This window comes from Streptomyces sp. CNT360 (assembly GCF_000424785.1).
The window spans coordinates 277,966-300,982 of record NZ_KE384243.1; the positions used below are offsets into that span (position 1 = coordinate 277,966).

A 23,017-nucleotide genomic window follows, 5' to 3' on the forward strand; every position below is an offset into this window, starting at 1 on the left:
CCCCCGTGCCCCCCGCTGACGCGTTCCCGGTCCGCCCCGTCGCTTCCGTCGCTTCCGTCACTCCCGATGCTCCCGTCCGACCGCCGACCTCACCCCGGCGAGGGCCCGCCGCAACGGCCCGCTCCCCGCTCCGTCCACCGCCCCGCCCTGTCTCCGCCCGCCACCGCGCCCCTCTGCCACAGCGTGCGGGGGCTCCGCGTCCGCCGTCGCCTCCGACTCCGCATCCGGCGTGGTCTGCGTGGTCTGCGTGGTCTGCGTATCCGGTGTCTCCGGCGTCGTCGCCGTCGCTCCCGATGCGGCGTCCGGCCTCGTGCGCTCGTGCGCAGGTGCGGGCGGAACCGTCGCCGGGTCCGTCCTCGTGTCCGCCGCCTCGTCCGGCGACGGGTGCCCCGGTCCGGCCGGTGGGGGCGGGTCTGCGGGGGCGTCCGGTGCCGTGGCGTGCGCCGGAGCCGTGCGGGGCACCTCGGCGCGCAGCCGGAAGACGTCACCGGACTCGGCAACGGCGCCGGTGAGGGTGCCGCCGAGGGCGGCGAGCCGTTCGGCGAGCCCGGTCAGTCCGGAGCCCCGCCCCGGGGACGAGCGCCCGACACCGTCGTTCTCCATCACCAGCACCGCCGTCTCCGCCGTCCCCGCGGTCAGCCGGATCACGCAGTGGGCGGCCTCCGCGTGCCGCAGGATGTTGGTGGCGCCCTCCCGTACGACCCAGCCGAGTGCCGACTGCACGCACCGGTCCATCGGCGGGTCCGCCGATTCGATGCGGCAGTCCACCCCGGCGGCCCGCAGCACCCCGCGGGCGCCGGCCAGTTCGGTCTCCAGCCCGGCCTCCCGGTAGCCGCGCACCACGTCGCGCACCTCGGTCTGGGACTCGCGTGCCAACCGCTGCACCTCCTCCATCTGCGCGACCGCCGTCCCCGCACCCCGCCGGGCCAGCTGGGTGGCCAGTTCGCTCTTGAGGGCGATGACCGAGAGGTTGCGGCCCATCACGTCGTGCAGGTCGCGGCTGAACCGCAGCCGTTCCTCGGCGACGGCGAGCCGCGACTGGGTCTCCCTCGCCTCGTCGAGCTCCCGCATCACGGAGATGTACCAGGCGGAGCAGCGTGGGGTGAACGTTCCCGACAGTCCGCCCAGCGTGAGGACGAACCAGGTGGCCAGCAGGCTCGGCCACGACATGCCCGCGAGGGCGAACAGCCCCGCGATCAGCAGGGCCCCCACCAGGACCGCCATCGCCGCGCGCCGCCGCCGCGCCACAAGGGCGTAGATCCCCATGAGGCTGGGGACGAAGGCGAACAGCGCCATCGCGGGGCCGGCGGCGTTCCCCGTCCACCTCTGCCCGACCATCACCGCGAGCAGGGCGACGGCCAGGGCGAACAGCACCCAGCAGGCGTTCAGCAGCGCGCGCGGCGGCTCGGCCGTCCCCAGGTAGTGGTCCATGCCGATCCGCAGGGCGCGCATCGCGAGCACGGAGTGCACCAGCCCCGCGACGGCCACCCCGGAGGCCAGCGTGCGGGCTCCCGCCCCGGCCCCCAGGTCGAGCAGGAGCTGCGGCATGCCGGCCACGAAGTAGATGAACGGCGTGAGCAGCACCATCCAGCGGGTCGAGACCTCGACCTGCGCCAGCCTGCTGTGCTGCTGCCATTCGCGTCGCTTCGTGCGACCCCAGCGGATCATCGCTGTCCCCTTCCGTCCCCGCGCTGCCCAGCCACACCGTACGGGGCGCAGCCGCCCCCGCCCCGTCGGTGCCGTACCGCCCGGTGCGGCTCAGCGGCGCGGCTCCCAGCGGAACCGCTTGCGCACCGCGTAGCAGCCCAGCAGCGTCCATGCGACGGCGACCGCCAGCGCCCGCAGTGTCTCCGCGCCGCTGAGCTGCTCCGTCCAGGCGCCGCGCAGCAGGTCCATCACGGGCGACATCGGCAGCCAGTGGCAGACCTCGGCCAGCCGGTCGGGGAAGACCTCCAGCGGTACGAACACCCCGGACCCGGCGAACGTCACCATCATCAGCGGCATGGGCGTCAGTTGGGCCAGTTCGGTGGTGCGGGTGAGGGCGGCGGAGGCGGCGGCCAGCGCCGGCATCATCAGCAGACCGAGGACCAGCCCCGCCGCCAGCAGGTCGAGCCGCGGCGGCGCGCCCATGTCCAGCAGCAGCGCACCCCCCGTCAGCATCAGCACCGACTGCACTGCCGCGATGACGACGGACGGCAGCGCGGTGGCCCCGAGGATCTCCAGGTCGTCGGCCTCCCCGGTGCGCAGCCGCTTGAGCACCAGTTCCTCACGGCGGGCCACGTAGACGCCGACCAGGTTGCTGTAGACGGCGAAGAGCAGCGCCATGCCGACCGCGCCCGGCATCACCACCGTGCCCAGCGACAGCCCCGTACCGGACAGGTCGGTGTTGTCCATGGCGGTCTTGATGGACAGCGTCAGCGCCACCGGCACGAACAGTGCGACGACCAGGGCCGACCGGTTGCGTATCAGCAGCGTCAGCTCCGCGCGTGCCAGCGCGCGCACCCGCCGCGTCGACATCCGCCGTGCCCGGCCGCCCGCGGTGGCCGTGCCGTCCACCCCGTGTGCCGCGTGCGTCGTCGTGCTCATGCCCGAACCCCCGTCCGTGTGCTGGTCGTGCTCGCGGCGCCCGCCGCCTTGCCGGTCCCGTCGGCCCCGTCGGAGGACGCCCCACCGCCGCCGACCTCCGGATGGTGGCCCGCCTGCGCGATCTGGAGGAACGCCTCCTCCAACGAGGCGGAGCGCGCCTGGAGGTTGCCCAAGGTGACGTCCGACTCGCGTGCCCACAGCAGCAGTTCCGTCAGCGCGGGCTGCAACGCGTGCGTCCGCACCGAGACCCGCCGCCCCTCCACCGCGGCCGGAACGCTCAACGGCAACCGCTCGGTCCCGACGCCCGGGGGCAGTTGGAAGGAGATCCGCGAGGGCTGCTCGGCCACCACCTGCTCGGTCGTGCCCGACGTCACGATGCGGCCGGCCCGCATGATCGCCAGCCGGTCGGCGAGCTGCTCGGCCTCCTCCAGGTAGTGCGTCGTCAGCAGCACGGTTGTGCCCTCGGACCGCAGGGTGCGCACCAACTCGGCCACGTCCCGGCGCCCCTCGGGGTCCATGCCGGTCGTCGGCTCGTCCAGGAACAGCACCTCGGGCCGGCCGATCAGCGCCAGCGCCAGATCCAGCCGCCGCCGCTCGCCCCCGGACAACTGCTTGACCCGGACCTGCGCGCGCCCGCCCAGCCCGACCAGTTCCAGCGCCTCCCGCGGCGGCCGCGCCTCGCTGGTGACGCCCGCCCACATCTGGGCCGTCTCCGCGACGGTCAGCTCCGAGGGGAAACCGCCCTCCTGCAGCATGACGCCCGTACGGGGCCGCACGTAGGCACGCTGGGTGAACGGGTCGAAACCGAGCACGCGCACCGTGCCCGCCGTCGGCTTCGCCAGCCCCTCCAGCACCTCGACGGTGGACGTCTTGCCCGCCCCGTTGGTGCCCAGCAGCGCGAAGATCTCCCCCTCGCGGACGGAGAACGACACCTCCCGGACGGCCTCGAATCCGCCACCGGCTCCCTTGTCGCCGCTCGTCGGCGCGTAGCGGCGCCTCAGTCCTTCGACCTCGATCGCATCCATGCCTCCAGGCTTCCGCCGCAGCAGGCCGGAAACGAGTGCGGGCCGTCACGAGTGCGCATGACGGATGTCATGCCGCGCCGGGCGAATCCTCATCCACGGCAGCCATGCGAAAGGGCCCCGGTCCGAAGACCGGGGCCCTTTTCCTGTGAGCGGACGACGAGGCTCGAACTCGCGACCTCAACCTTGGCAAGGTTGCGCTCTACCAACTGAGCTACGTCCGCATGCTTCCACCCGGCTCCCACCGAGTGGCGCGACCACTACTCTACCTGATCGTTTCCGACCGGCGGTCCGTAGTGAAGAGCGGGTGACAGGAATTGCACACTGCGCCTCCCTCTTGGAAAGAGGGCGCTCTACTACTGAGCTACACCCGCACGCTCTGCCGGTTCCCCCTTTCGGGTTCCCCTCGCGGCGTGCCCTGACTGTATCCGATCACCCGCCCCCTCTGGCAAGTCGCCACCGCACCCCGCAGCTTTGGCCCCGAAGGCGGGAGGGGGCTCGATCGCGCTTCCGCGTACGGAGCCGGACCCTGCCGGGTGCGGATACGACCGAACGACAACAGCACCCTGTTGCGCGGCCCCGCTCTCGTACCGGGCCCGCAGCCGGGCCCGAACAAATCCGCCGCGGCGTCGCACCGCGCGCCGGGACGCCACGGCGGCCGACGGCACCGGGCTCTCACCGTCGCGAGACCGGCACCTCGGCCGGACACGGCGCCCGGGCTCCGGGCCCGGGGCGGCTCCGAGCGTCGGCCACGGAGCGGAACCCAGGAGAATTCGGGAGAACCCGGGAGAATCCAGGAGTTTCCAGGAAAGTGGACACCGGCGCGGACCCCAGGAGAGTGCACCCCGGAACGGCCGCCGGATCGCGTCCGGATGCCTTCGGCAGCCCCCGGGACGGGCCCGGGGCCGCTTCCACGGCGGAGCCGGGCCGGTGCGGACGGAGCCGAGTCGATCCGCCCGCGCCCCCAGTGCACCTTGCGCCCCGCGGGCACCCCCCGCGTGCCGGGCGTCACGCACCGGGGCGGCCCGCCGGGCGTCCGCCGCCCGGATCCGGGACCACCCCGTGTCCGGCTCAGTGGGCGGCGTGGAAGGCCTCGTACACCTTCTTCGGGATGCGGCCACGGGCCGGCACGTCGAGGCCGTTCGACTCGGCCCAGGCGCGCACCGCGCGGGGGTCGGGGTCGACGGAGGTGTGCCGGTACGTCTTGCCGGACTTCGCCCGCTTGCGGCCGGCCTCGACGAAGGGGGCGAGCTCGGTGCGGAGCCGCTTCGCGTTGTCGGTGTTCAGGTCGATCTCGTACGTCTTCCCGTCGAGCCCGAAGGAGACCGTCTCCGCCGCTTCTCCGCCGTCGAGATCGTCGGAGAGCATCACTACTACACGCTGTGCCACGGATATCGGTCCTTCCTTCAGGATCGCGAATGGGGTCACCCGGCTTTCCCCGGCCGTTGCCGGCGGGGCGTCCCCGTCGGCAACGGGGAGTACGGGTGAGCCCGGGTAGGAGACAGGTTCTTATTCAGCTGGAGGCTGTCCGCCGGTGTCGGGTGGCGGGCAATGACCGTCGCGGTGGGCGCACATACATTATGGCCCGGAATTCGCATCGGGTTCCGGCCGCAATCGGGACCCTACTTTTTTCCGGTCGATTTTCCCAGTGCTTCGCGAAGTCCCACCGGGATCGTCACGGGGAACACTCCGAAGATCCCCGGGACTGCGGGCGCGAGAACCCGGGAGAACCGCCGGGAAGCCGCGAGTGATCCCGGGATCGGAAGCCGGATGGGGAAGCCACTCATATCAACGCGCGTAGATTCTGCGGGCCGGTACGCTGGCCAGCGCAGCGCCCCGCTAAGCACTAGGAGTACCTGTGGCTCGCGTCGTCGTCGACGTCATGCTGAAGCCGGAGATTCTCGACCCCCAGGGACAGGCGGTGCAGCGCGCGCTGCCCCGGCTGGGCTTCGAGGGGATCTCCGATGTCCGCCAGGGCAAGCGCTTCGAGCTCGAAGTGGAGGGCCCCGTCGACGCGGACGCCCTCGCCCGTATCCGGGAACTGGCCGAAACGTTCCTGGCCAACACGGTGATCGAGGACTTCACCGTCCGCATCCAGGAGGCCGACGGCGCCGAGCGTGCCGTGCCGGGCACCTCGGCCGGCCCCCGCTCCGCGTCCGAGGGAGCCGTGGCGTGACGACCCGTATCGGAGTCGTCACTTTTCCCGGCTCCCTCGACGACAGCGACGCGCGCCGCGCGATCCGCCTCGCGGGCGGTGAACCGGTCGCCCTGTGGCACCGTGACAAGGATCTGCACCAGGTCGACGCCGTGGTGCTGCCGGGGGGATTCTCCTACGGCGACTATCTGCGGTGCGGCGCAATTGCCCGCTTCTCGCCCGTCATGGAGACGGTGATCACGCAGGCGCGGTCCGGAATGCCGGTGCTCGGCATCTGCAACGGTTTCCAGGTCCTGTGCGAAACCCACCTCCTCCCGGGGGCGTTGACCCGTAACGATCATCTGCACTTCGTCTGCCGCGACCAGCGTCTCCGCGTCGAGAACGCGGACACTGCCTGGACGTCGGACTATGCGCGGGGCGCGGAGATCACCGTTCCGCTCAAGAACGGCGAGGGCGGCTACGTGGCCGATGAACGCACCCTGGACGAACTGGAGGCCGAAGGCCGCGTGGTCTTCCGGTACTTGGACGTGAATCCCAACGGTTCCCGCCGCGACATCGCCGGCATCACCAACGAGGCCGGGAACGTGGTCGGCCTCATGCCGCACCCCGAGCACGCCGTCGAGACCCTGACCGGGCCGACGACCGACGGGCTCGGTTTCTTCACCTCGGCCGTCAAGAAGCTGGTCGCCTCATGAGTTCCCAGAGCCTGGACACCGTCAAGAACGCGGAACAGACTCCCGACACCCACCTCCCCTGGGCCGAACTCGGCCTCAAGGAGGACGAGTACGCGCGGGTCCGCGACATCCTCGGCCGCCGTCCCACCGGCGCCGAACTGGCCATGTACTCGGTCATGTGGTCCGAGCACTGCTCCTACAAGAGCAGCAAGGTCCACCTGCGGCAGTTCGGTGAGAAGGCGCCGACCGAGGGCCCGGGGGCCGAGGCCATGCTCGTCGGCATCGGCGAGCAGGCCGGCGTGGTGGACGTCGGCCAGGGGTACGCGGTCACCTTCAAGGTCGAGTCCCACAACCACCCCTCGTACGTGGAGCCGTATCAGGGCGCGGCCACCGGTATCGGCGGCATCGTCCGCGACATCATCGCCATGGGCGCCCGCCCGGTCGCCGTGATGGACCCGCTGCGCTTCGGTGCCGCCGGCCACCCCGACACCAAGCGGGTGCTGCCCGGTGTCGTCGCGGGCATCGGCGGCTACGGCAACTGCCTGGGGCTGCCCAACATCGGCGGCGAGGTCGTCTTCGACGCCTGCTACCAGGGGAACCCGCTGGTCAACGCGTTGTGCGTGGGGGTGATGAAGCACGAGGACATCCACCTGGCCAAGGCCGCGGGCACCGGCAACAAGGTGATCCTCTACGGTGCCCGCACCGGCGGCGACGGCATCGGTGGCGCCTCCATCCTGGCGTCCGAGACCTTCACGGACAGCTCAGGGGCTGACGCCGCGGGTGCGAAGCCGAGCAAGCGCCCCGCCGTCCAGGTCGGTGACCCCTTCCAGGAGAAGCTGCTCATCGAGTGCACCCTGGAGGCGTTCCACGCCGACCTCGTCGTCGGCATCCAGGACCTCGGTGCGGCCGGACTGTCCTGTGCCACCAGCGAGTTGGCGTCCAACGGCTCGGGCGGCATGCGCGTCGAGCTGGACGACGTGCCGCTGCGCGACTCCTCGCTCTCCCCCGAGGAGATCCTGATGAGCGAGTCGCAGGAACGCATGTGTGCCGTGGTCGAGCCCGACAAGGTCGAGCGCTTCCTCGCCATCTGCGAGAAGTGGGAGGTCACCGCCACCGTCGTCGGAGAGGTCACCGACGGCGACCGGCTGGAGATCTTCTGGCACGGCGAGAAGATCGTCGATGTCGACCCGCGGACGGTCGCCCACGAGGGGCCCGTCTACGAGCGCCCCTACGCCCGCCCGCAGTGGCAGGACGACCTCCAGGCCGACGACCCGGCGAAGCTGCCCCGCCCGGCGGACGGCGACGAACTGCGCGCCGCCGCCCTCGCCCTGGTCTCCTCCCCGAACCAGGCGGCCAAGTCCTGGATCACCGACCAGTACGACCGCTACGTCCTCGGCGACACGGTGCTCGCCCAGCCCGAGGACAGCGGCATGATCCGCATCGACGCCGAGACCGGCCTGGGCGTCGCCGTCTCCACCGACGGCAACGGCCGCTACGCCAAGCTCGACCCGTACGAGGGCGCACGGCTGGCGCTGGCCGAGTCGTACCGCAACGTCGCCGCCACCGGTGCCCGGCCGCTCGCCGTCACCGACTGCCTCAACTTCGGCTCCCCCGAGGACCCGGCGGCCATGTGGCAGTTCGCCGAGGCGTGCCGGGGGCTGGCCGACGCGTGCCTGGAGCTGGGCACCCCGGTGACCGGCGGCAACGTCTCCCTCTACAACCAGACGGGCGAAGCCGCCGTCCACCCCACCCCGGTGGTCGGTGTGCTCGGCGTCATCGACGACGTCGCCCGCCGCACCCCGATGGCCTTCCGCGACGAGGGCCACCTGATCCACCTCCTGGGCGAGACCCGCGCGGAGCTGGGCGGCTCCGCCTGGTCCCAGGTCGCCCACGGCCACCTGGGCGGGCGCCCGCCCAGGGTGGACCTGGAGCGCGAGCGGCTGCTGGCGGAGATCCTCGTCTCCGCCTCGCGCGACGGCATGGTCGACGCCGCGCACGACCTGTCGGACGGCGGGCTCGTCCAGGCCCTCACCGAGTCCTGCCTCAAGGGCGGCAAGGGCGCCCGGATCGTCGTGCCCGACGGACTGGACCCCTTCGTCTTCCTCTTCTCCGAGTCGCAGGGCCGGGCGCTGGTCGCCGTCCCGCGAAGCGAGGAGGTGCGGTTCACCGACATGTGCGCCGCGCGCGGGATGCCCGCCGCGCGGATCGGCGTCGTCGACGGTGACGCCGTGGAGGTCCAGGGGCAGTTCTCCCTCCCCTTGAGCGAGCTCCGCGACGCCCACGAGGGCACACTGCCGGGGCTGTTCGGGTAGCCCGTACCTCTCCCGGGCCGGTGGGTGCCCCGCGGGCCGCTCGGCTTGCGGGGCACCCACGAAGCCACCCCACCGGAGGGGTGCCGCCGGGTGCCCCACGGGAGGGGTTACCCCCTCATACCGGGGGAAGGGCGGCTAGTCTCACGCGTATGCCGCCTGCTCCACGACGTACCTCCTCGGGACGTACCCCCTCGGGAAGAGACCGGCGCACGTACGACCCGCGCCGCGTCCGCAGGGCCCTCATCAACCAGGTGGAGGCCGTCACGGACGCCGCGCGCCGTCTCAGTCCTGATCAGCACTCCCTCCCCGCCGGTCTGCCGGGCTGGGACGTGCACCATCTCCTGGTCCACCTGGCGCTCCAGATCGACGCGGTGCCCCGCGCCCTGGGCCGGCCGGAGACGGAGGTCGCCGCCCTCTCCGCCCGGCCCCCGCAGGTCTCCCTCTCGCGGTGGGCCCTGAGCACCGCCTCGCTCGCCGGGACGCTGGACGAGGACACCCGGACCGAGGCGGCCGCGTCCGGTGACGGGCCCGCCCGAATCGATCAGGCGGTCGCCGATCTGGAGCCGGTCATCGAGTCCGCGGTCCGCGAGGACCTGCTGATCCCGCACCCCTTCGGGACGATGCGGATGCTCGACTTCACGGTGACCCGGCTGATCGAGCTGGTGGTGCACAGCGACGATCTGGCCCGCGCGACGGGCGTGCGTGTCGCCCTGGACCGGCAGGCGACCGCGGCCACCGCCCGGGTGCTGGCGGACGCGCTGGCCGCCAAGGCCCCGGGGGGCTCGGTCGAGGTGCGGGTGCCGCCCTTCGCCGTCGTCCAGGCGGTCGAGGGGCCCCGGCACACCCGCGGTACCCCGCCCAACGTCGTGGAGGCCGACCCGCTCACCTGGATCCGGCTCGCCACGGGGCGGCTGGCCTGGGCCGATGTCGTGGGGAGCGGTCGTCTGTCGGCCTCCGGCGAGCGGGCCGATCTCTCGGAGCTGCTGCCCGTGCTGGGCTGAACGACCGGCTGTGGGTCCGTGTGCTGTGGTCCACCGGCTGTGGACCTGCGTGCTGTGGCCTACCGGCTGTGGACCCGCGTGCCGTGGCCTCTGCGCCGAGGGGCCAGCCGAGCCCGGGGCACGGTCGGTGCGCAGTGGGGTATCTCACCAGGCCCGGACGCCGCTCCGCCGCTCGGCCGCCGGCCCGGCACGCGGGAGAGGGCTTCGCGGAGTGGCGGGAGAGGGGCCGGGGGTGTGCGGGACGCGTCCACGGCTACGGCAAGCCGCAGCACCGCTACGGTACGTCCGCGAAGGCCGCCCGTCCCGGACGGTGGACGGCTCCGCCGTCAAGACCCCTCCCGCTCGGCGGACGTTCCCCGGTTCGGCGGAGTCCGGGCCCTGGCCTAGACTCGAAGACGTGCCACGTGGTGACGGAAAGCTCAGCCACGACCTCCTTCCCGGTGAGAAGGGCCCCCAGGACGCCTGCGGCGTCTTCGGCGTCTGGGCACCCGGTGAAGAGGTCGCGAAGCTCACGTATTTCGGCCTGTACGCCCTGCAACACCGCGGTCAGGAGTCCGCGGGCATCGCAGTGAGCAACGGTTCCCAGATCCTGGTCTTCAAGGACATGGGCCTGGTCTCACAGGTCTTCGACGAAACTTCCCTAGGTTCCCTGCGCGGCCACATCGCCGTGGGACACGCGCGCTACTCGACGACCGGCGCCTCGGTGTGGGAGAACGCCCAGCCGACCTTCCGCGCCACCGCCCACGGGTCGATCGCCCTGGGCCACAACGGCAACCTGGTCAACACCGCCCAGCTGGCGGAGCTGGTCGCCAAGCAGGCCGTGGCCGGCAACGGACGCGCCACCCAGGTGGCCGCCACCAACGACACCGACCTGGTCACCGCCCTGCTCGCCGGGCAGACCGATGACGACGGCAAGCCGCTGACCGTCGAGGAGGCGGCTCCGCTGGTGCTGCCGCAGGTGCAGGGCGCGTTCTCGATGGTCTTCATGGACGAGAACACGCTCTACGCGGCCCGCGACCCGCAGGGCGTCCGCCCGCTGGTGCTCGGCAGGCTGGAGCGCGGCTGGGTCGTCGCCAGCGAGACCTCCGCGCTCGACATCGTCGGCGCCAGCTTCATCCGGGAGATCGAGCCGGGCGAACTCGTCGCCATCGACGAGGACGGGCTGCGCACTTCGCGGTTTGCTGACGCAAGGCCGCGGGGCTGTGTCTTCGAGTACGTGTACCTGGCCCGCCCGGACACCGACATCGCCGGGCGGAACGTGTATCTGTCCCGTGTCGAGATGGGCCGCAAGCTGGCGGCCGAGGCGCCGGCCGAGGCGGACCTGGTGATAGCGACCCCGGAGTCCGGTACGCCCGCCGCCGTCGGCTACGCCGAGGCCAGCGGGATCCCGTACGGGTCCGGGCTGGTGAAGAACAGCTATGTGGGCCGTACGTTCATCCAGCCCTCGCAGACCATCCGGCAGCTCGGGATCCGGCTGAAGCTCAACCCGCTCAAAGAGGTCATCCGGGGCAAGCGGCTGGTCGTCGTGGACGACTCGATCGTGCGCGGCAACACCCAGCGGGCGCTCGTGCGGATGCTGCGCGAGGCCGGGGCCGCCGAGGTGCACGTGCGGATCTCCTCACCGCCGATCAAGTGGCCGTGCTTCTTCGGGATCGACTTCGCCACGCGGGCCGAGCTGATCGCCAACGGGCTGTCGACCGAGGAGATCGGCAAGTCGCTGGGGGCCGACTCGCTGGCCTACATCTCGATCGACGGGATGACCGAGGCGACGACGATCCCCAAGGGGGAGCTGTGCCGGGCGTGCTTCGACGGGGAGTACCCGATGGAGTTGCCCGATCCCGAGCTGCTCGGGAAGCACCTGTTGGAGGCTGAGGCCGCCAGCGATGTGGACGGGGTGGGGACGCTGGCCTCCGGGGTGGGGGCGGGAGACGCGTTGCGGCGGCCCTGAGTTCCGGGTGTCAGTGGTCGAGGCCGCAGCTCCGTGGCCGTTTCCTCCGTCGGGCCTGCGCGCCCCGAACCCCCTTGTCCTCGCCCGACGGCCCTCCGCTGCCGGGGGATTCGCCTCCCTGCGTCCGGCGGCTTTCGCGCGGGTCCGAGCAGGTAGGGGAGTTGGTCAACCCCTCACGTACAGGAAGACGTATCGATGACACAGAGTGATGGCGCCAGTTACGCGGCGGCCGGGGTCGACATCGAGGCCGGTGATCGCGCGGTGGGCCTGATGAAGGAGTGGGTGGCCAGGACGCAGCGGCCCGAGTCGGTGGGGGCGCTGGGTGGGTTCGCGGGGCTGTTCGATGCGTCGCGGTTGAAGGGGTACGCGCGGCCGTTGCTGGCGTCGGCGACCGACGGGGTCGGCACCAAGGTCGCGCTCGCGCAGCGGATGGACGTGCACGACACGATCGGTCACGACCTGGTGGCGATGGTCGTGGACGACCTGGTGGTGTGCGGTGCGGAGCCGCTGTTCATGACGGACTACATCTGCGTGGGCAAGGTCGTCCCTGAGCGGGTGGCGCAGATCGTGAAGGGCATCGCCGAGGGCTGCGTGCTGGCGGGCTGCTCGCTGGTGGGCGGGGAGACGGCGGAGCACCCGGGGCTGCTGGGGCCGGACGAGTACGACGTGGCGGGGGCCGGCACCGGTGTGGTGGAGGCCGAGGCCGTGCTGGGGCCGGATCGCATCCGTTCGGGGGACGCGGTGGTGGCGATGGCGTCCTCCGGGCTTCACTCCAACGGGTACTCGCTGGTGCGGCACGTGGTCTTCGACCGGGCGGGGTGGACGCTGGAGCGGGAGGTGCCCGAGTTCGGCCGTACGCTCGGCGAGGAGCTGCTGGAGCCCACCAGGATCTACTCGCTCGACTGCCTGGAGCTGGCCCGGACGAGCGAGGTGCACGCGTTCTCGCACGTGACGGGCGGCGGGCTGGCCAGCAATCTGGCGCGGGTGATCCCCGAGGAGCTGCACGCGCGGGTGGACCGGGCGACGTGGGCGCCGGGTGCGGTCTTCGACGTGGTCGGCGGCGCGGGGAAGGTGTCGCGGGCCGAGCTGGAGAAGACACTGAACATGGGCGTCGGCATGATCGCCGTGGTGCCGCAGGCATCGGTCGGCGGGGTGCTGGCGACGCTGACGGACCGGGGTGTGGACGCCTGGGTCGCCGGCGAGATCACCGGGCGCGGTGACCGCGACGAAGCGGTCACGCTGACGGGTGACTATGCGCGCTGACGGTGGCGCCGCACATCAGAACCCGGTCCGGTGGATGCCGGACCGGGTCGGTGCGAGTGATGATGAACGACGGACCGGACGTCACGCGCCGCGGCGCTTCGACCGGTGGTCGGACGACGCGTCCGCGTCGTCCTCCCCCTCGTCGTTGTACAGATCCGCGTACCGTGCGTACGGGTCGTCCTGCTCATCGTCCTCGAACGAGTCGCCGTTCGGCGGCTCGTTCGACGTCGATGCGCCCAGCTCCTCGGCCAGGCGCGTCAGGTCCGTCCCGCCAGTGTTGTACTTCAGCTGGCGGGCGACCTTCGTCTGCTTGGCCTTGGCCCGGCCGCGCCCCATGGCTCGACCCCCTCAACGACGGGGCTCGACGGCCCCAGAGTCTTGACACGCGTTCATGGTTCATAGCGGCCTCTCGTGGGAGAGACCGGTACTCAGGGCTTCAACGGTACCTGCTTCCGCCGCCGTACGGTACGTCGCCCGCACGACACGGCCGCCGTCCGACGCGCCCGTTGACCGTCCTGGTGCTGGTCAGTGGCGATTTTACCTTCCTGTGCCGGAGAGACCCGCCGCGGGGTGGTGAGACCACTGTCACGGGCCTCTCCGCCGGGGTTCACGCGCTGCCTGCCGGGCGCTTACGCAGATGTCACAGGCCCATGCGCTGCTCGGCCAGCCGGTCGGCGGCCGCGGCCGGGGGGACGCCGTCGGCCGCCGCGCGCTCGAAGATCTCCACCGTGGTGTCGAAGATCTTCGCAGCCTTTGCTTTCGCACGCGCGAAGTCGAAGCCGTGGAGCTCGTCCGCGACCTGGATGACGCCGCCCGCGTTGACGACGTAGTCGGGGGCGTAGAGGATGCCGCGGTCCGCCAGGTCCTTCTCCACACCCGGGTGGGCGAGCTGGTTGTTGGCGGCGCCGCACACCGCCCGGGCCCGGAGCACCGGCACCGTCTCGTCGTCGAGCGCTCCCCCGAGCGCACACGGCGCGTACAGGTCCAGACCCTCGGTGCGGATCAGCGTGCCGGTGTCCGGCACGGCGCTCACGGCGGAACCGGGGTGCGCCTCCAGCACGGCACGCACGGACGCCTCGCGCACGTCCGTGACGAGCACCCGGGCCCCGTCGTCGAGCAGGTGCCCGACCAGGTGCTTGCCGACCTTGCCGACCCCCGCGACGCCCACCAGCCGGCCGCGCAGCGTGGGGGCGCCCCACAGGCGCTGGGCGGCGGCGCGCATGCCCTGGTAGACACCGAAGGCGGTCAGTACGGAGGAGTCACCCGCACCGCCCTTCTGCGGGGAACGGCCCGTGGTCCAGCGGCACTCCTGCGCCACCACGTCCATGTCCTGGACGTAGGTGCCCACGTCGCAGGCGGTCACGTAGCGGCCGCCCAGGGAGGCGACGAAGCGGCCGTAGGCGCGCAGCAGGGCCTCGCTCTTGAGGTGCTCGGGATCGCCGATGATCACGGCCTTGCCGCCGCCGTGGTCGAGACCGGCCAGCGCGTTCTTGTACGACATGCCGCGCGCGAGGTTGAGCGCGTCGAGCACCGCGGCCCGCTCGGGATCGGCCGAGCCGGCGTACGCGTGGAAGCGGGTGCCGCCCAGGGCCGGGCCCAGCGCGGTGGAGTGCAGCGCGATGACGGCCTTGAGGCCGCTGGGGCGGTCCTGGCACAGCAGGACCTGCTCGTGGCCGCCCCGGTCGGAGTGGAAGAGCGTGGAGAGGACGGGGTCGCCCGCGGGGACGCCGTCCGGGACACCTGCAGAAGGTGGTACCTCGATCACGGTGGTGACTCCTGGGATCGCGTCGTAGCCCTCGGCCGGGCCGCGCCGCTTGTGGCGGGTCGGGGCCCGTGCGGGCCGGTCCGCAAGCAGCGTACGGCTCCGTGGGCAGTGGGCACGTTGCGGTCGCACGATCGGGGTAGTCAACTGTCTTCCAGGTTCGCCTGCGAAACGGTCCGGACCGCCCGAAGGGGGCGGCCGTTCGCCAGAGCTTGGAGGCAATGCGTGGCTGAGAAAGCGCCGGTCGTCGTCCCGTACGCGGCGTACCTGCGGGTCTACGAACCGTTGGCCGCCTTTCCCGAGCCGGAGCGCTCGCACTGGATCGCGTATGCGAAGGCGGAGCGCTTCCCGACCGCGCAGGACGAAATCCGGCGCGCGCTGGCGGACTTGGTGCCCGTGCCGCCGGTCCTGGTGCCCGTACGCGAGAGCGCCGAGGCGTTCGTGGCCGAGGTGGACGGCGTGACCTGCGTGTGCCCGTGGCGTACGCGGCTGCGGAGCTGGCAGGCGCTGACCGCCCTCACCCAGGCCGCGGGCAGCGGCGAGGTCGATCTGCCGCAGACCGTGCTGGACGCCGCAGTGCCGCCCGTCGTCCGCCGCCAGGCCACGGCCGACTACGAGCAGTGGCGGGAGCGCAACCCGGACGCGCGGCCCTGGATCCGGACCGCGCTGTGGCACGTGCCGGTGCGGTGGTTCGTGCTCTTCGTGGACGAAGAAAGGGAGTTTGCGAAGCCGGAAACGGGTCAGGAGAGCGGACAACAGTTCGTTCTCCGCTATCGCACGCCCATGGTGGAGGCGAGGCGACGCCTCGCCCGTGGCCTGAAGGTGCTCCGTGAAGAGCTGGAGGAGGGGCCGCTCGTCGACGGGCTGGTCGACGTGGGGCGCTGGCTGGAGGAATTCCACCCGCGCTCCCTCGTCGAACTGGACTACGGCGGGCTGGTCCACGCGATCCCCGAGGAGCAGCTCGCGGGTGACCACTCCGCCGCCGACGTCGGGGAGGGCCTGGCCGCACTCCGCGCCGGCGAAGGCGAGCGGGCGGGCGCGGCGTACGAGCGGCTGACGGAGCGCTGGAGGGCGGTCCGCCAGCTCCAGTACGCGAACTGAGGCGCCGCATCCATCCCGTCGTACGGGGGGACGGGTGTATCCGCCCGCACCGGACGGTGGGGGAGGAGTGGGGCCGAGCAGGGGCGAGTGGGACCTACGTCCCGAACCGGGTCTTTGGCGCAAGCGTGATGGATTGCACTTAAACGGGTCTTGCTCTCAGAGCTACCCCTCGTGTCAAAATAGGACAAGGAGTTCGCGCGGGACTCCTTCCGCCCAACTCTGGGTGGAAACATCGGTATTGCGCTCCTTGGTGGGTCTGGTGCCTCCTGCTCCTACTGTGACGGATTGTCATGGCGGGATGACTGTCCGCTATGGGACGGTCCATCGGCTTCCGCCGAGGTTGAACACCTGAGAGGGCAATTCCATCGGTTTGGCCGACGTGGCTGGACAGATGGTGTAGTTGTAGTGCCGAGGACAAGCCGTTCGTCCTATAACCGACTCGGCTCGCGTCCGCCATATCGGGCAACGCGGGTCAAGGTGCAGAATTTAGAGGAAAGAACCGTGATGGTTCGGTTCTCCCGAGGAGGCCGCTCATGACCGCTCGCACCCCTGATGCCGAGCCGCTGTTGACCCCGGCTGAGGTCGCCACGATGTTCCGTGTGGACCCCAAGACGGTCACGCGCTGGGCAAAGGCGGGCAAGCTCACGTCCATCCGCACGCTCGGTGGACACCGCCGCTACCGCGAGGCGGAGGTCCGCGCACTGCTGGCGGGCATCCCGCAGCAGCGTAGCGAGGCCTGATCAGGCTTCTGACCAGGCACAACAGCACCACCCTTGGGCGATTTCGGGGCCCCCTCCCCAGCTTCGCCCGCGCAGCACCACCAAGGCCGTACCGCTGCCCCAACAGTGGCCGACCGTCGATCGCGCTGGACTCCGCCGGGTCCGGCGCGATCTTTTTTGTGGTTCCGAGCGGCCTGCGGCAGTCATCTGCTGCGCGGTTCTGGGCGACCGTGAGCGGTACTGCGGAGCATCCCCGGGCGGGGTGCTGCTCGCGGATGGGGCAACAGTGCAATTGCACATATTAAATTGAGGCTGTCTGAGGGGTCCTCATGTTCCCGATGAGTACAGCTTTCTCACGTGACACCCGCCACACCGGGCAACTCTTGTGATGATCCGAGCCGGTACGGTATGGCGCCAACGGCGGGGCGCCGCCTGTCACTTGACCCTCACTTGACCTTCCGGCCGGCCGCCCGGTCCCGGCGCTCCCCGCGCGCGGACGCCATCGTGAGGCGCAGCAGGCGGTGGCAGTGCGGACAGTGCCGGGTCACGTGGTGCCGCCGCCCCGCGACTGCCAGGTGCGCACGCAGGAGCGCCCGCGCCTCCTGCCGCACCGCCTCGCTGAGACCTGCCGGCATCACCCACCTCCACGGGTAGGACTACCCACCCTCCCCGCCACCGTCAACACGCAGGAGCCCGGCAACCTTCGGCCGCCGGGCCCGGGACGGAGGTTGCGCACCGGGCCGACGGCAGACGGCTTCGCCGCGTGGGCGGCCTCCGGGTATGCGGACAGGCCCGTGACCGGGTGGGTCACGGGCCCCTCGGGCGCGGTCCTGACGGGAATGTGCCGGTTCTTCCGCGGCTTCGCCGCGGGCGCGGCCTCCGGAATGCGGAAGGGCCTGTGACCGGGTGGGTCACGGGCGTTGTCGGGTGGCGGCCCTGACGGGATGTGCTGATTCTTCGGCGGCCTTGCCGCGGGTGCGGCCTCCAGTATGCGACAAGGCCCATGACCGGGGTGGGTCATGGGCCTTGTCGGGATGCGGTCCTGACGGGATTTGAACCCGCGGCCTCCACCTTGACAGGGTGGCGAGCACTCCTAGCTGCTCCACAGGACCTCGCGAGATGGAACTCTACAGCAGGTCAGGCCCGCGAAGCGAACTCACGCACAGCGAGGGGGCGATCACGGGGCGGCGGCGTCGACGGCCTTGACGATGCGCTTGTCCGAGACGGGATAGGCCGTGCCCAGGGCGTGGGCGAAGTAGCTGACGCGCAGCTCCTCGATCATCCAGCGGATGTCCCGCGCGGCCTGCGGCACCGGCCGCCCCGGCGGGAACTGTTCCAGCAGCCACAGGTACTCGTCCCGCATCTCGTGCACCTTGGCCATCCGCGTGCGGTCCCGCTCCACGTGGTGCGGGAGCTGCTGGAGGCGCCGGTCCGCGGCGACGAGGTAGCGCATCAGGTCGGGCAGCCGGCCCGCGCCGTGCTCGGTGACGAAGCCGTCCTTGACGAGCCCGGCGAGCTGCTGCCGTACGTCCGCGACGGAGTCGGCCAGCACCGTGCTGGTCGTCGCGCGCAGCCGGCCCTCGCACGAGTGCCAGGCCGCCAGCACCTCCTGCACCTGGCGGACGGTCCGCAGCGTGGCGTCCACCAGGTCGGCGCGTACGGCGTCGAACAGCTTGCGGAAGCCCTCCTCGTCCCAGGCCGGGCCGCCGCCGGCGGCGACGAGCTGGTCGACGGTCGCGGCGACACAGTCCTCGAACAGGGCCTGCACGCTGCCGTGCGGGGAGCGGGAGAGCGCCAGCTTCTGCCGGTTGTCCAGCTTCGACTGCGCGAACTTGGCGGGATCCGAGGGGAGGTTGAGCAGGATGAGGCGGCGGGTGCCGCGCCACATGGCGGCTCGCTGCTCGGTCTCGGTGTCGTACAGCCGTACTGCCACCGAGGAGCCCTCGTCGGCCAGCGCCGGGTAGGCCCTGACGGGCTGCCCGGCCCGCCGGGTCTCGAACGTGCGGGGGAGGGTGCCCACGGTCCAGCGGGTCAGCCCGGTGCGCTGCAAAGAGGGGGCCGCCGCCGCGTCCGTACCGTCGGCCGCGGAGCCCGCGGCACCCGCGGCGTTCCGGGAGCCGGTGGCGCCCCCGCGGGACTTCTTGTGCGCGGCCCGCGCGGAGGACTCGAACGCCTTGGAGATCGCCGTCTGCGTCTGCGACTTGAGCTGCAGCTGAAGCTGCTCGATGTCCTTGCTCTCCGCGAGCTTGCGGCGCCGCTCGTCGGTCACCCGGAAGGTGACCTTGAGGTGGTCGGGCACCTTGGAGCGGTCGAAGTCCTGCGCCGTGACGGGAACGCCCACCATGCGTTGCAGCTCGCGCGCCAGCGTGTACGTCAGCGGCTCCGCCTGCGGGGTGGCGCGGCGCAGGAACTCCTGCGCGTAATTGGGCGCGGGCACGTAGTGGCGGCGGATCGCCTTGGGAAGGGAGCGGATCAGCTCGGTGACCAGGTTCTCGCGCAGCCCGGGGATCTGCCAGTCGAAGCCCTCGCCCGTGACCTGGTTGAGGACCTGGAGCGGTACGTGCACGGTGACGCCGTCCGCGTCGGCACCCGGCTCGAACTGGTATGTCACCGGCAGCGCGAGACCGCCCTGCCGCCACACGTCCGGGTAGTCGGAGGCGGTGATCTCCTCCGCGCGGTCGTTGATGAGCATGGACTTCTCGAAGTTGAGCAGGTCGGGCTCGTCGCGCCGTTTCTGCTTCCACCAGGAGTCGAAGTGCGCCCCGGACACCACATGTTCGGGGATGCGCTGGTCGTAGAAGTCGTACAGCGTCTCGTCGTCGACGAGGATGTCGCGGCGCCGGGCACGGTGCTCCAGCTCCTCGACCTCCTCCAGCAGCTTCCGGTTCTCGCGGAAGAACTCGTGAGGGGTACGCCAGTCGCCCTCGACGAGCGCGTTGCGGATGAACAGGTCACGGGAGGTCTCCGGGTCGATCCGGCCGTAGTTGACCTTCCGCTGCGCGACGATCGGCACCCCGTACAGCGTCACCCGCTCGAACGCCAGGACCGCCGCCTGCTTCTGCTCCCAGTGCGGCTCGCTGTAGGTGCGCTTGACCAGGTGCTGGGCGAGCGGCTCGATCCACTCGGGCTCGATCTTCGCGTTGACCCGCGCCCACAGCCGCGAGGTCTCCACCAGCTCGGCCGACATCACCCAGCGCGGCGGCTTCTTGAACAGCGCCGACCCGGGGAAGATCGCGAACTTGGCGCTGCGCGCGCCCAGATACTCGTTCTTCTCGGTGTCCTTGAGGCCGACATGTGACAACAGGCCCGCCAGCAGGGACTGGTGGACGGCGTCGGGCGACGGCTCCCGGTCGGTCTCCTCCAGCCGGATCCGCATCGTCCTGGCGACCTGGCGGAGCTGGCTGTAGATGTCCTGCCACTCACGTATGCGCAGGTAGTTGAGGAACTCCGCCCTGCACATCCGGCGGAACGCGGACGAGGACAGTTCCCGCTGCTGTTCGCGCACATAGCGCCACAGGTTGAGGAACGCGAGGAAGTCGCTGCTCCCTCCCCCCTTGCCGTCCGCCTCGGATGAGGTGCCCAGGAACCGGGCGTGCTGCTGATCGGCCTGCTGCTGCTTGTCGGCCGGGCGCTCCCGCGGATCCTGGATGGAGAGCGCCGCCGCGATCACCATCACCTCGTGCGCACAGCCGTTCCTGTCGGCCTCCAGCACCATGCGGGCCAGCCGCGGGTCGACGGGGAGCTGGGCGAGGCTGCGGCCCACCTTCGTCAGCTTCCGCGTCCCGGGCTCCAGCGCGCCCAGTTCCTCCAGCAGTTGCACGCCCGCCTTGATGCTGCGGTGGTCCGGCGGGTCGATGAAGGGGAACTTCTCGATGTCGCCGAGCCCGGCGGCCGTCATCTGCAGGATGACGGAGGCCAGGTTGGTGCGGAGGATCTCCGGGTCGGTGAACTCGGGCCGGGAGAGGAAGTCCTCCTCCGAGTACAGCCGGACGCAGATGCCCTCCGAGGTCCGGCCCGACCGCCCCTTGCGCTGGTTGGCGCTGGCCTGGCTGACCGGTTCGATCGGCAGCCGCTGCACCTTGGTGCGGTGGCTGTAGCGGGAGATGCGGGCGGTCCCCGGGTCGATGACGTACTTGATGCCGGGGACCGTGAGGGAGGTCTCCGCGACGTTGGTGGCCAGCACCACGCGGCGGCCGGAGTGCTGCTGGAAGACCCGGTGCTGCTCGGCGTGGGAGAGCCGTGCGTACAAGGGCAGGATCTCGGTGCCGCCGCCGGGCCGTTTCCCCTGCGTGCGGGCGAACTTCTTCTCCAGCGCGTCCGCCGTGTCGCGGATCTCCCGCTCGCCGGAGAGGAACACCAGGATGTCGCCGGGGCCCTCCGCCTGCAGCTCGTCCACCGCGTCCGAGACGGCGGTGACCTGGTCCCGGTCCGGCGCCTCGGAGTCCTCCTCCTCCAGCAGCGGCCGGTACCGCACCTCCACCGGGTAGGTGCGCCCGCTGACCTCCACGATGGGGGCGTCCCCGAAGTGCCGGGAGAACCGCTCGGGGTCGATCGTCGCCGAGGTGATGATCACCTTCAGGTCCGGCCGCTTCGGCAGCAACTGCGCGAGGTAGCCGAGCAGGAAGTCGATGTTGAGGGACCGCTCGTGCGCCTCGTCGATGATGATCGTGTCGTACTGGCGCAGCTCCCGGTCCTGCTGGACCTCCGCCAGCAGGATGCCGTCCGTCATCAGCTTGACCAGCGTGTGGTCCTTCACCTGGTCGGTGAAGCGCACCTTCCAGCCGACCGCCTCGCCGAGCTGCGTGCCCAGCTCCTCCGCCACGCGTTCGGCGACCGTGCGCGCCGCGATCCGGCGCGGCTGGGTGTGGCCGATCACACCGTGGATGCCCCGCCCCAGCTCCATGCAGATCTTCGGGATCTGCGTCGTCTTCCCGGAGCCCGTCTCGCCCGCGACGATCACCACCTGGTGGTCGCGTACGGCCTGGAGGATCGCGTCCTTCCTCCGGCTGACCGGCAACTGCTCGGGGTAGGTGATCCGCGGCACCGCCTCGCGGCGGGCTGCCACGCGCAGCTCTGAGGCGTCCATCGCGGCGGAGATCTCCGCGAGGACGGCCGCGCGGGCCTCCCCCTTGCGGATCTTCCGGGCACCCGTCAGCCGGCGGGCCAGCCGGTGCTGGTCGCCGAGCATGAGAGCGGGAAGACGGGCCGCCAGCTCGTGCGGAGCGGGGGTCTGTTGCCGGGCCGCCGCCGGGCGCCGTGCCGCCGGCTCGTGCGGGGAGGGGGTGGAAGTCGACATACCGTGCTCCAGGATCTCACCTGCGGGGCCCGAACTGCGAATGGTTTGCCCCCGTGGACACGGGTGCGAGCGGTACGGGGTCCCACCGGGCGGGCTGCGCTCGTGCAACAGATCTCTCGCCCGTGTGACAGGACGCCTGCCTGCGCAACAGTTCGCCGACCACTGCAACACCTCTCTGACCAGTGCGTATCTCCCGCCTCGCGGTGCAACCGGCCCCGGCCCCGCCGCGTCGCTGTGGGAGAACATCACCGCGGGGGACATCGGGAGGGAACGCCATGCGAGGGCGCACGGGGCAGGAGGGCACCACCGCTCGCCGCGGGCGCCTGGCACGGGCCGCGGCTCGCTGCCGTGCGCTGGTGCGGGACAGGGCTCGGCGCAGGCGGCTGGTGCAGGGTGTCATGGCCGCCTGCGTCCTCGCCCTGCTGCCCGCGACATGGCTGCGGCTGTCCACCGACGACCGCCTCGGTCCGGACGCCGCCTCCGCGCCGAAAGCGCCCGTGGCCCTGGTCTTCGGCGCGGGCCTGCGGGACGGCACCCCCTCCCCGTACCTGGCGCACCGCCTCGACACCGCGGCCGGCCTCTACCGCGCCGGAACGGTCCGTGTCCTCCTCGTCTCGGGCGACAACAGCCGCCGCGACTACGACGAGCCGAGCGCCATGCGCCGCTACCTCACCGCACGCGGCGTCCCCGCGTCCCGGATCGTCGCCGACCACGCGGGCTTCGACACCTGGGACTCCTGCGCCCGCGCCTCCCGGCTGTTCGGGGTGCACCGGGCCCTGCTGGTCAGCCAGGACTTCCACGTGCGCCGGGCCGTCGCGCTGTGCCGGGCGGCCGGCATCGACTCGTGGGGTGTGCCCGTACGGGAGCCGCGCGACGCGACCTGGTACGCGGGCGGACTGCGCGAACTGCCCGCCGCGGGGAAGGCCGCGCTCGACGCGGCACTGACCCCCGACCCGCACTTCCTCGGCCCCCGCGAGCAGGGCGTCCGGCGTGCACTCGCCGCCGCCCGCGCCGACACCCGCCGTCATGCCACCGGGCCCGATAACGCCACCGGGCCCGGTAGCGGTGTCGGGTCCGGTGACGCTCCCGGGGATGGCCACGCTGCTGTGCATGGCGACGGTGCCTCGACCGGTCACGCCCCCGGGCGGAGTCACGCTGTTGTGCATGGCGACGGTGCC

General features: G+C 71.6%; 16 protein-coding genes, 3 tRNA genes and 1 pseudogene. 9 read left to right on the top strand and 11 right to left on the bottom strand.

The features are described 5' to 3' along the window. Nucleotides 1–57: 57 nt before the first annotated feature. The 6 genes from H297_RS38670 to H297_RS0127050 form a co-directional block, all read right to left on the bottom strand. The gene (locus tag H297_RS38670) at nt 58–1,668 is read right to left on the bottom strand and encodes a histidine kinase (RefSeq protein ID WP_051352213.1); all 1,611 of its coding nucleotides are present in this window, start codon (nt 1,666–1,668) and stop codon (nt 58–60) included. Between the two features lie 90 nt (nt 1,669–1,758). Beyond that, nucleotides 1,759–2,586, bottom strand: coding sequence for an ABC transporter permease (locus H297_RS0127030; protein ID WP_199787266.1), 828 nt, complete (start codon nt 2,584–2,586; stop codon nt 1,759–1,761). Next, the gene (locus H297_RS0127035) at nt 2,583–3,611 is read right to left on the bottom strand and encodes an ABC transporter ATP-binding protein (RefSeq protein ID WP_027739602.1); all 1,029 of its coding nucleotides are present in this window, start codon (nt 3,609–3,611) and stop codon (nt 2,583–2,585) included. The genes H297_RS0127030 and H297_RS0127035 overlap by 4 nt, the downstream gene beginning before the upstream one ends. 148 nt (nt 3,612–3,759) lie before the next feature. Beyond that, nucleotides 3,760–3,832 (bottom strand) — tRNA-Gly (locus tag H297_RS0127040). Between the two features lie 78 nt (nt 3,833–3,910). Then, nucleotides 3,911–3,982, bottom strand: a tRNA-Gly gene (locus tag H297_RS0127045). 697 nt (nt 3,983–4,679) lie between these two features. Further along, nucleotides 4,680–4,997, bottom strand: a complete 318-nt coding sequence (locus H297_RS0127050; RefSeq protein WP_027739603.1) for a histone-like nucleoid-structuring protein Lsr2 — start codon at nt 4,995–4,997, stop codon at nt 4,680–4,682. Nucleotides 4,998–5,466: 469 nt separating this feature from the next. Here H297_RS0127050 and purS point away from each other — a divergent pair, with 469 nt between their 5' ends. The 6 genes from purS to purM all read left to right on the top strand — a co-directional run bounded on the left by purS (nt 5,467) and on the right by purM (nt 12,961). After that, entirely contained in the window at nt 5,467–5,784 is a 318-nt protein-coding gene (gene purS, locus H297_RS38675) for a phosphoribosylformylglycinamidine synthase subunit PurS (protein ID WP_051352214.1), read from the top strand. Next, a complete protein-coding gene (gene purQ / locus H297_RS0127060; RefSeq protein WP_027739604.1) occupies nt 5,781–6,458 on the top strand; it encodes a phosphoribosylformylglycinamidine synthase subunit PurQ in 678 nt (225 codons plus the stop codon). The genes purS and purQ overlap by 4 nt, the downstream gene beginning before the upstream one ends. Beyond that, complete coding sequence (gene purL, locus H297_RS0127065) at nt 6,455–8,749, top strand: phosphoribosylformylglycinamidine synthase subunit PurL (protein ID WP_027739605.1); 2,295 nt, start codon at nt 6,455–6,457, stop codon at nt 8,747–8,749. Before purQ ends, purL begins: the two co-directional genes overlap by 4 nt. A 149-nt stretch (nt 8,750–8,898) precedes the next feature. Beyond that, nucleotides 8,899–9,750, top strand: a complete 852-nt coding sequence (locus tag H297_RS0127070; protein WP_027739606.1) for a maleylpyruvate isomerase family mycothiol-dependent enzyme — start codon at nt 8,899–8,901, stop codon at nt 9,748–9,750. Nucleotides 9,751–10,147: 397 nt separating this feature from the next. Further along, the gene (gene purF / locus H297_RS0127075) at nt 10,148–11,698 is read left to right on the top strand and encodes an amidophosphoribosyltransferase (RefSeq protein WP_027739607.1); all 1,551 of its coding nucleotides are present in this window, start codon (nt 10,148–10,150) and stop codon (nt 11,696–11,698) included. A 195-nt stretch (nt 11,699–11,893) separates the two neighbouring features. After that, a complete protein-coding gene (purM, locus tag H297_RS0127080) occupies nt 11,894–12,961 on the top strand; it encodes a phosphoribosylformylglycinamidine cyclo-ligase (RefSeq protein ID WP_027739608.1) in 1,068 nt (355 codons plus the stop codon). Nucleotides 12,962–13,042: 81 nt separating this feature from the next. On the opposite strand, the gene H297_RS0127085 is transcribed toward purM, so the two are convergent. Both H297_RS0127085 and H297_RS0127090 read right to left on the bottom strand, forming a co-directional pair. Then, nucleotides 13,043–13,297 carry a DUF3073 domain-containing protein gene (locus H297_RS0127085; RefSeq protein WP_027739609.1) on the bottom strand — a complete coding sequence of 85 codons (255 nt, stop codon included), beginning with the start codon at nt 13,295–13,297 and terminating at the stop codon, nt 13,043–13,045. Between the two features lie 304 nt (nt 13,298–13,601). Next, nucleotides 13,602–14,726, bottom strand: coding sequence for a Glu/Leu/Phe/Val dehydrogenase dimerization domain-containing protein (locus tag H297_RS0127090; RefSeq protein ID WP_027739610.1), 1,125 nt, complete (start codon nt 14,724–14,726; stop codon nt 13,602–13,604). 222 nt (nt 14,727–14,948) lie between these two features. Here H297_RS0127090 and H297_RS0127095 point away from each other — a divergent pair, with 222 nt between their 5' ends. Next, nucleotides 14,949–15,824: a DUF8083 family protein gene (locus H297_RS0127095; protein ID WP_027739611.1), complete on the top strand. Its 876-nt coding sequence runs from the start codon at nt 14,949–14,951 to the stop codon at nt 15,822–15,824. Between the two features lie 533 nt (nt 15,825–16,357). Then, nucleotides 16,358–16,564, top strand: a complete 207-nt coding sequence (gene bldC, locus H297_RS0127100) for a developmental transcriptional regulator BldC (RefSeq protein ID WP_003949541.1) — start codon at nt 16,358–16,360, stop codon at nt 16,562–16,564. A 425-nt stretch (nt 16,565–16,989) separates the two neighbouring features. Here the strand turns inward: bldC and H297_RS0127105 are convergent, their stop codons facing one another. From H297_RS0127105 to hrpA, 3 genes are all read right to left on the bottom strand, one after another. Further along, nucleotides 16,990–17,178, bottom strand: a complete 189-nt coding sequence (locus H297_RS0127105; RefSeq protein WP_027739612.1) for a DUF6274 family protein — start codon at nt 17,176–17,178, stop codon at nt 16,990–16,992. Between the two features lie 402 nt (nt 17,179–17,580). Next, a tRNA-Asp gene (locus tag H297_RS0127115) sits at nt 17,581–17,655 on the bottom strand. 65 nt (nt 17,656–17,720) lie between these two features. Next, nucleotides 17,721–21,731: an ATP-dependent RNA helicase HrpA gene (gene hrpA / locus H297_RS0127120; protein WP_051352237.1), complete on the bottom strand. Its 4,011-nt coding sequence runs from the start codon at nt 21,729–21,731 to the stop codon at nt 17,721–17,723. A gap of 383 nt (nt 21,732–22,114) precedes the next feature. Between hrpA and H297_RS38680 the strand changes: the two are divergent. Beyond that, nucleotides 22,115–22,846 (top strand): annotated as a pseudogene (locus H297_RS38680) (SanA/YdcF family protein); the annotation flags it as partial. Between the last annotated feature and the right edge of the window lie 171 nt (nt 22,847–23,017).

Coding starts and splice junctions, on each gene's coding strand:
- H297_RS0127070 (WP_027739606.1), top strand. CDS start 8,899: ATGCCGCCTGCTCCACGACGTACCTCCTCGGGACGTACCCCCTCGGGA.
- bldC (WP_003949541.1), top strand. CDS start 16,358: ATGACCGCTCGCACCCCTGATGCCGAGCCGCTGTTGACCCCGGCTGAG.
- hrpA (WP_051352237.1), bottom strand. CDS start 21,731: ATGCTCGGCGACCAGCACCGGCTGGCCCGCCGGCTGACGGGTGCCCGG.
- H297_RS0127105 (WP_027739612.1), bottom strand. CDS start 17,178: ATGCCGGCAGGTCTCAGCGAGGCGGTGCGGCAGGAGGCGCGGGCGCTC.
- H297_RS0127085 (WP_027739609.1), bottom strand. CDS start 13,297: ATGGGGCGCGGCCGGGCCAAGGCCAAGCAGACGAAGGTCGCCCGCCAG.
- H297_RS0127035 (WP_027739602.1), bottom strand. CDS start 3,611: ATGGATGCGATCGAGGTCGAAGGACTGAGGCGCCGCTACGCGCCGACG.
- purL (WP_027739605.1), top strand. CDS start 6,455: ATGAGTTCCCAGAGCCTGGACACCGTCAAGAACGCGGAACAGACTCCC.
- purM (WP_027739608.1), top strand. CDS start 11,894: ATGACACAGAGTGATGGCGCCAGTTACGCGGCGGCCGGGGTCGACATC.
- H297_RS38670 (WP_051352213.1), bottom strand. CDS start 1,668: ATGATCCGCTGGGGTCGCACGAAGCGACGCGAATGGCAGCAGCACAGC.
- H297_RS0127030 (WP_199787266.1), bottom strand. CDS start 2,586: ATGAGCACGACGACGCACGCGGCACACGGGGTGGACGGCACGGCCACC.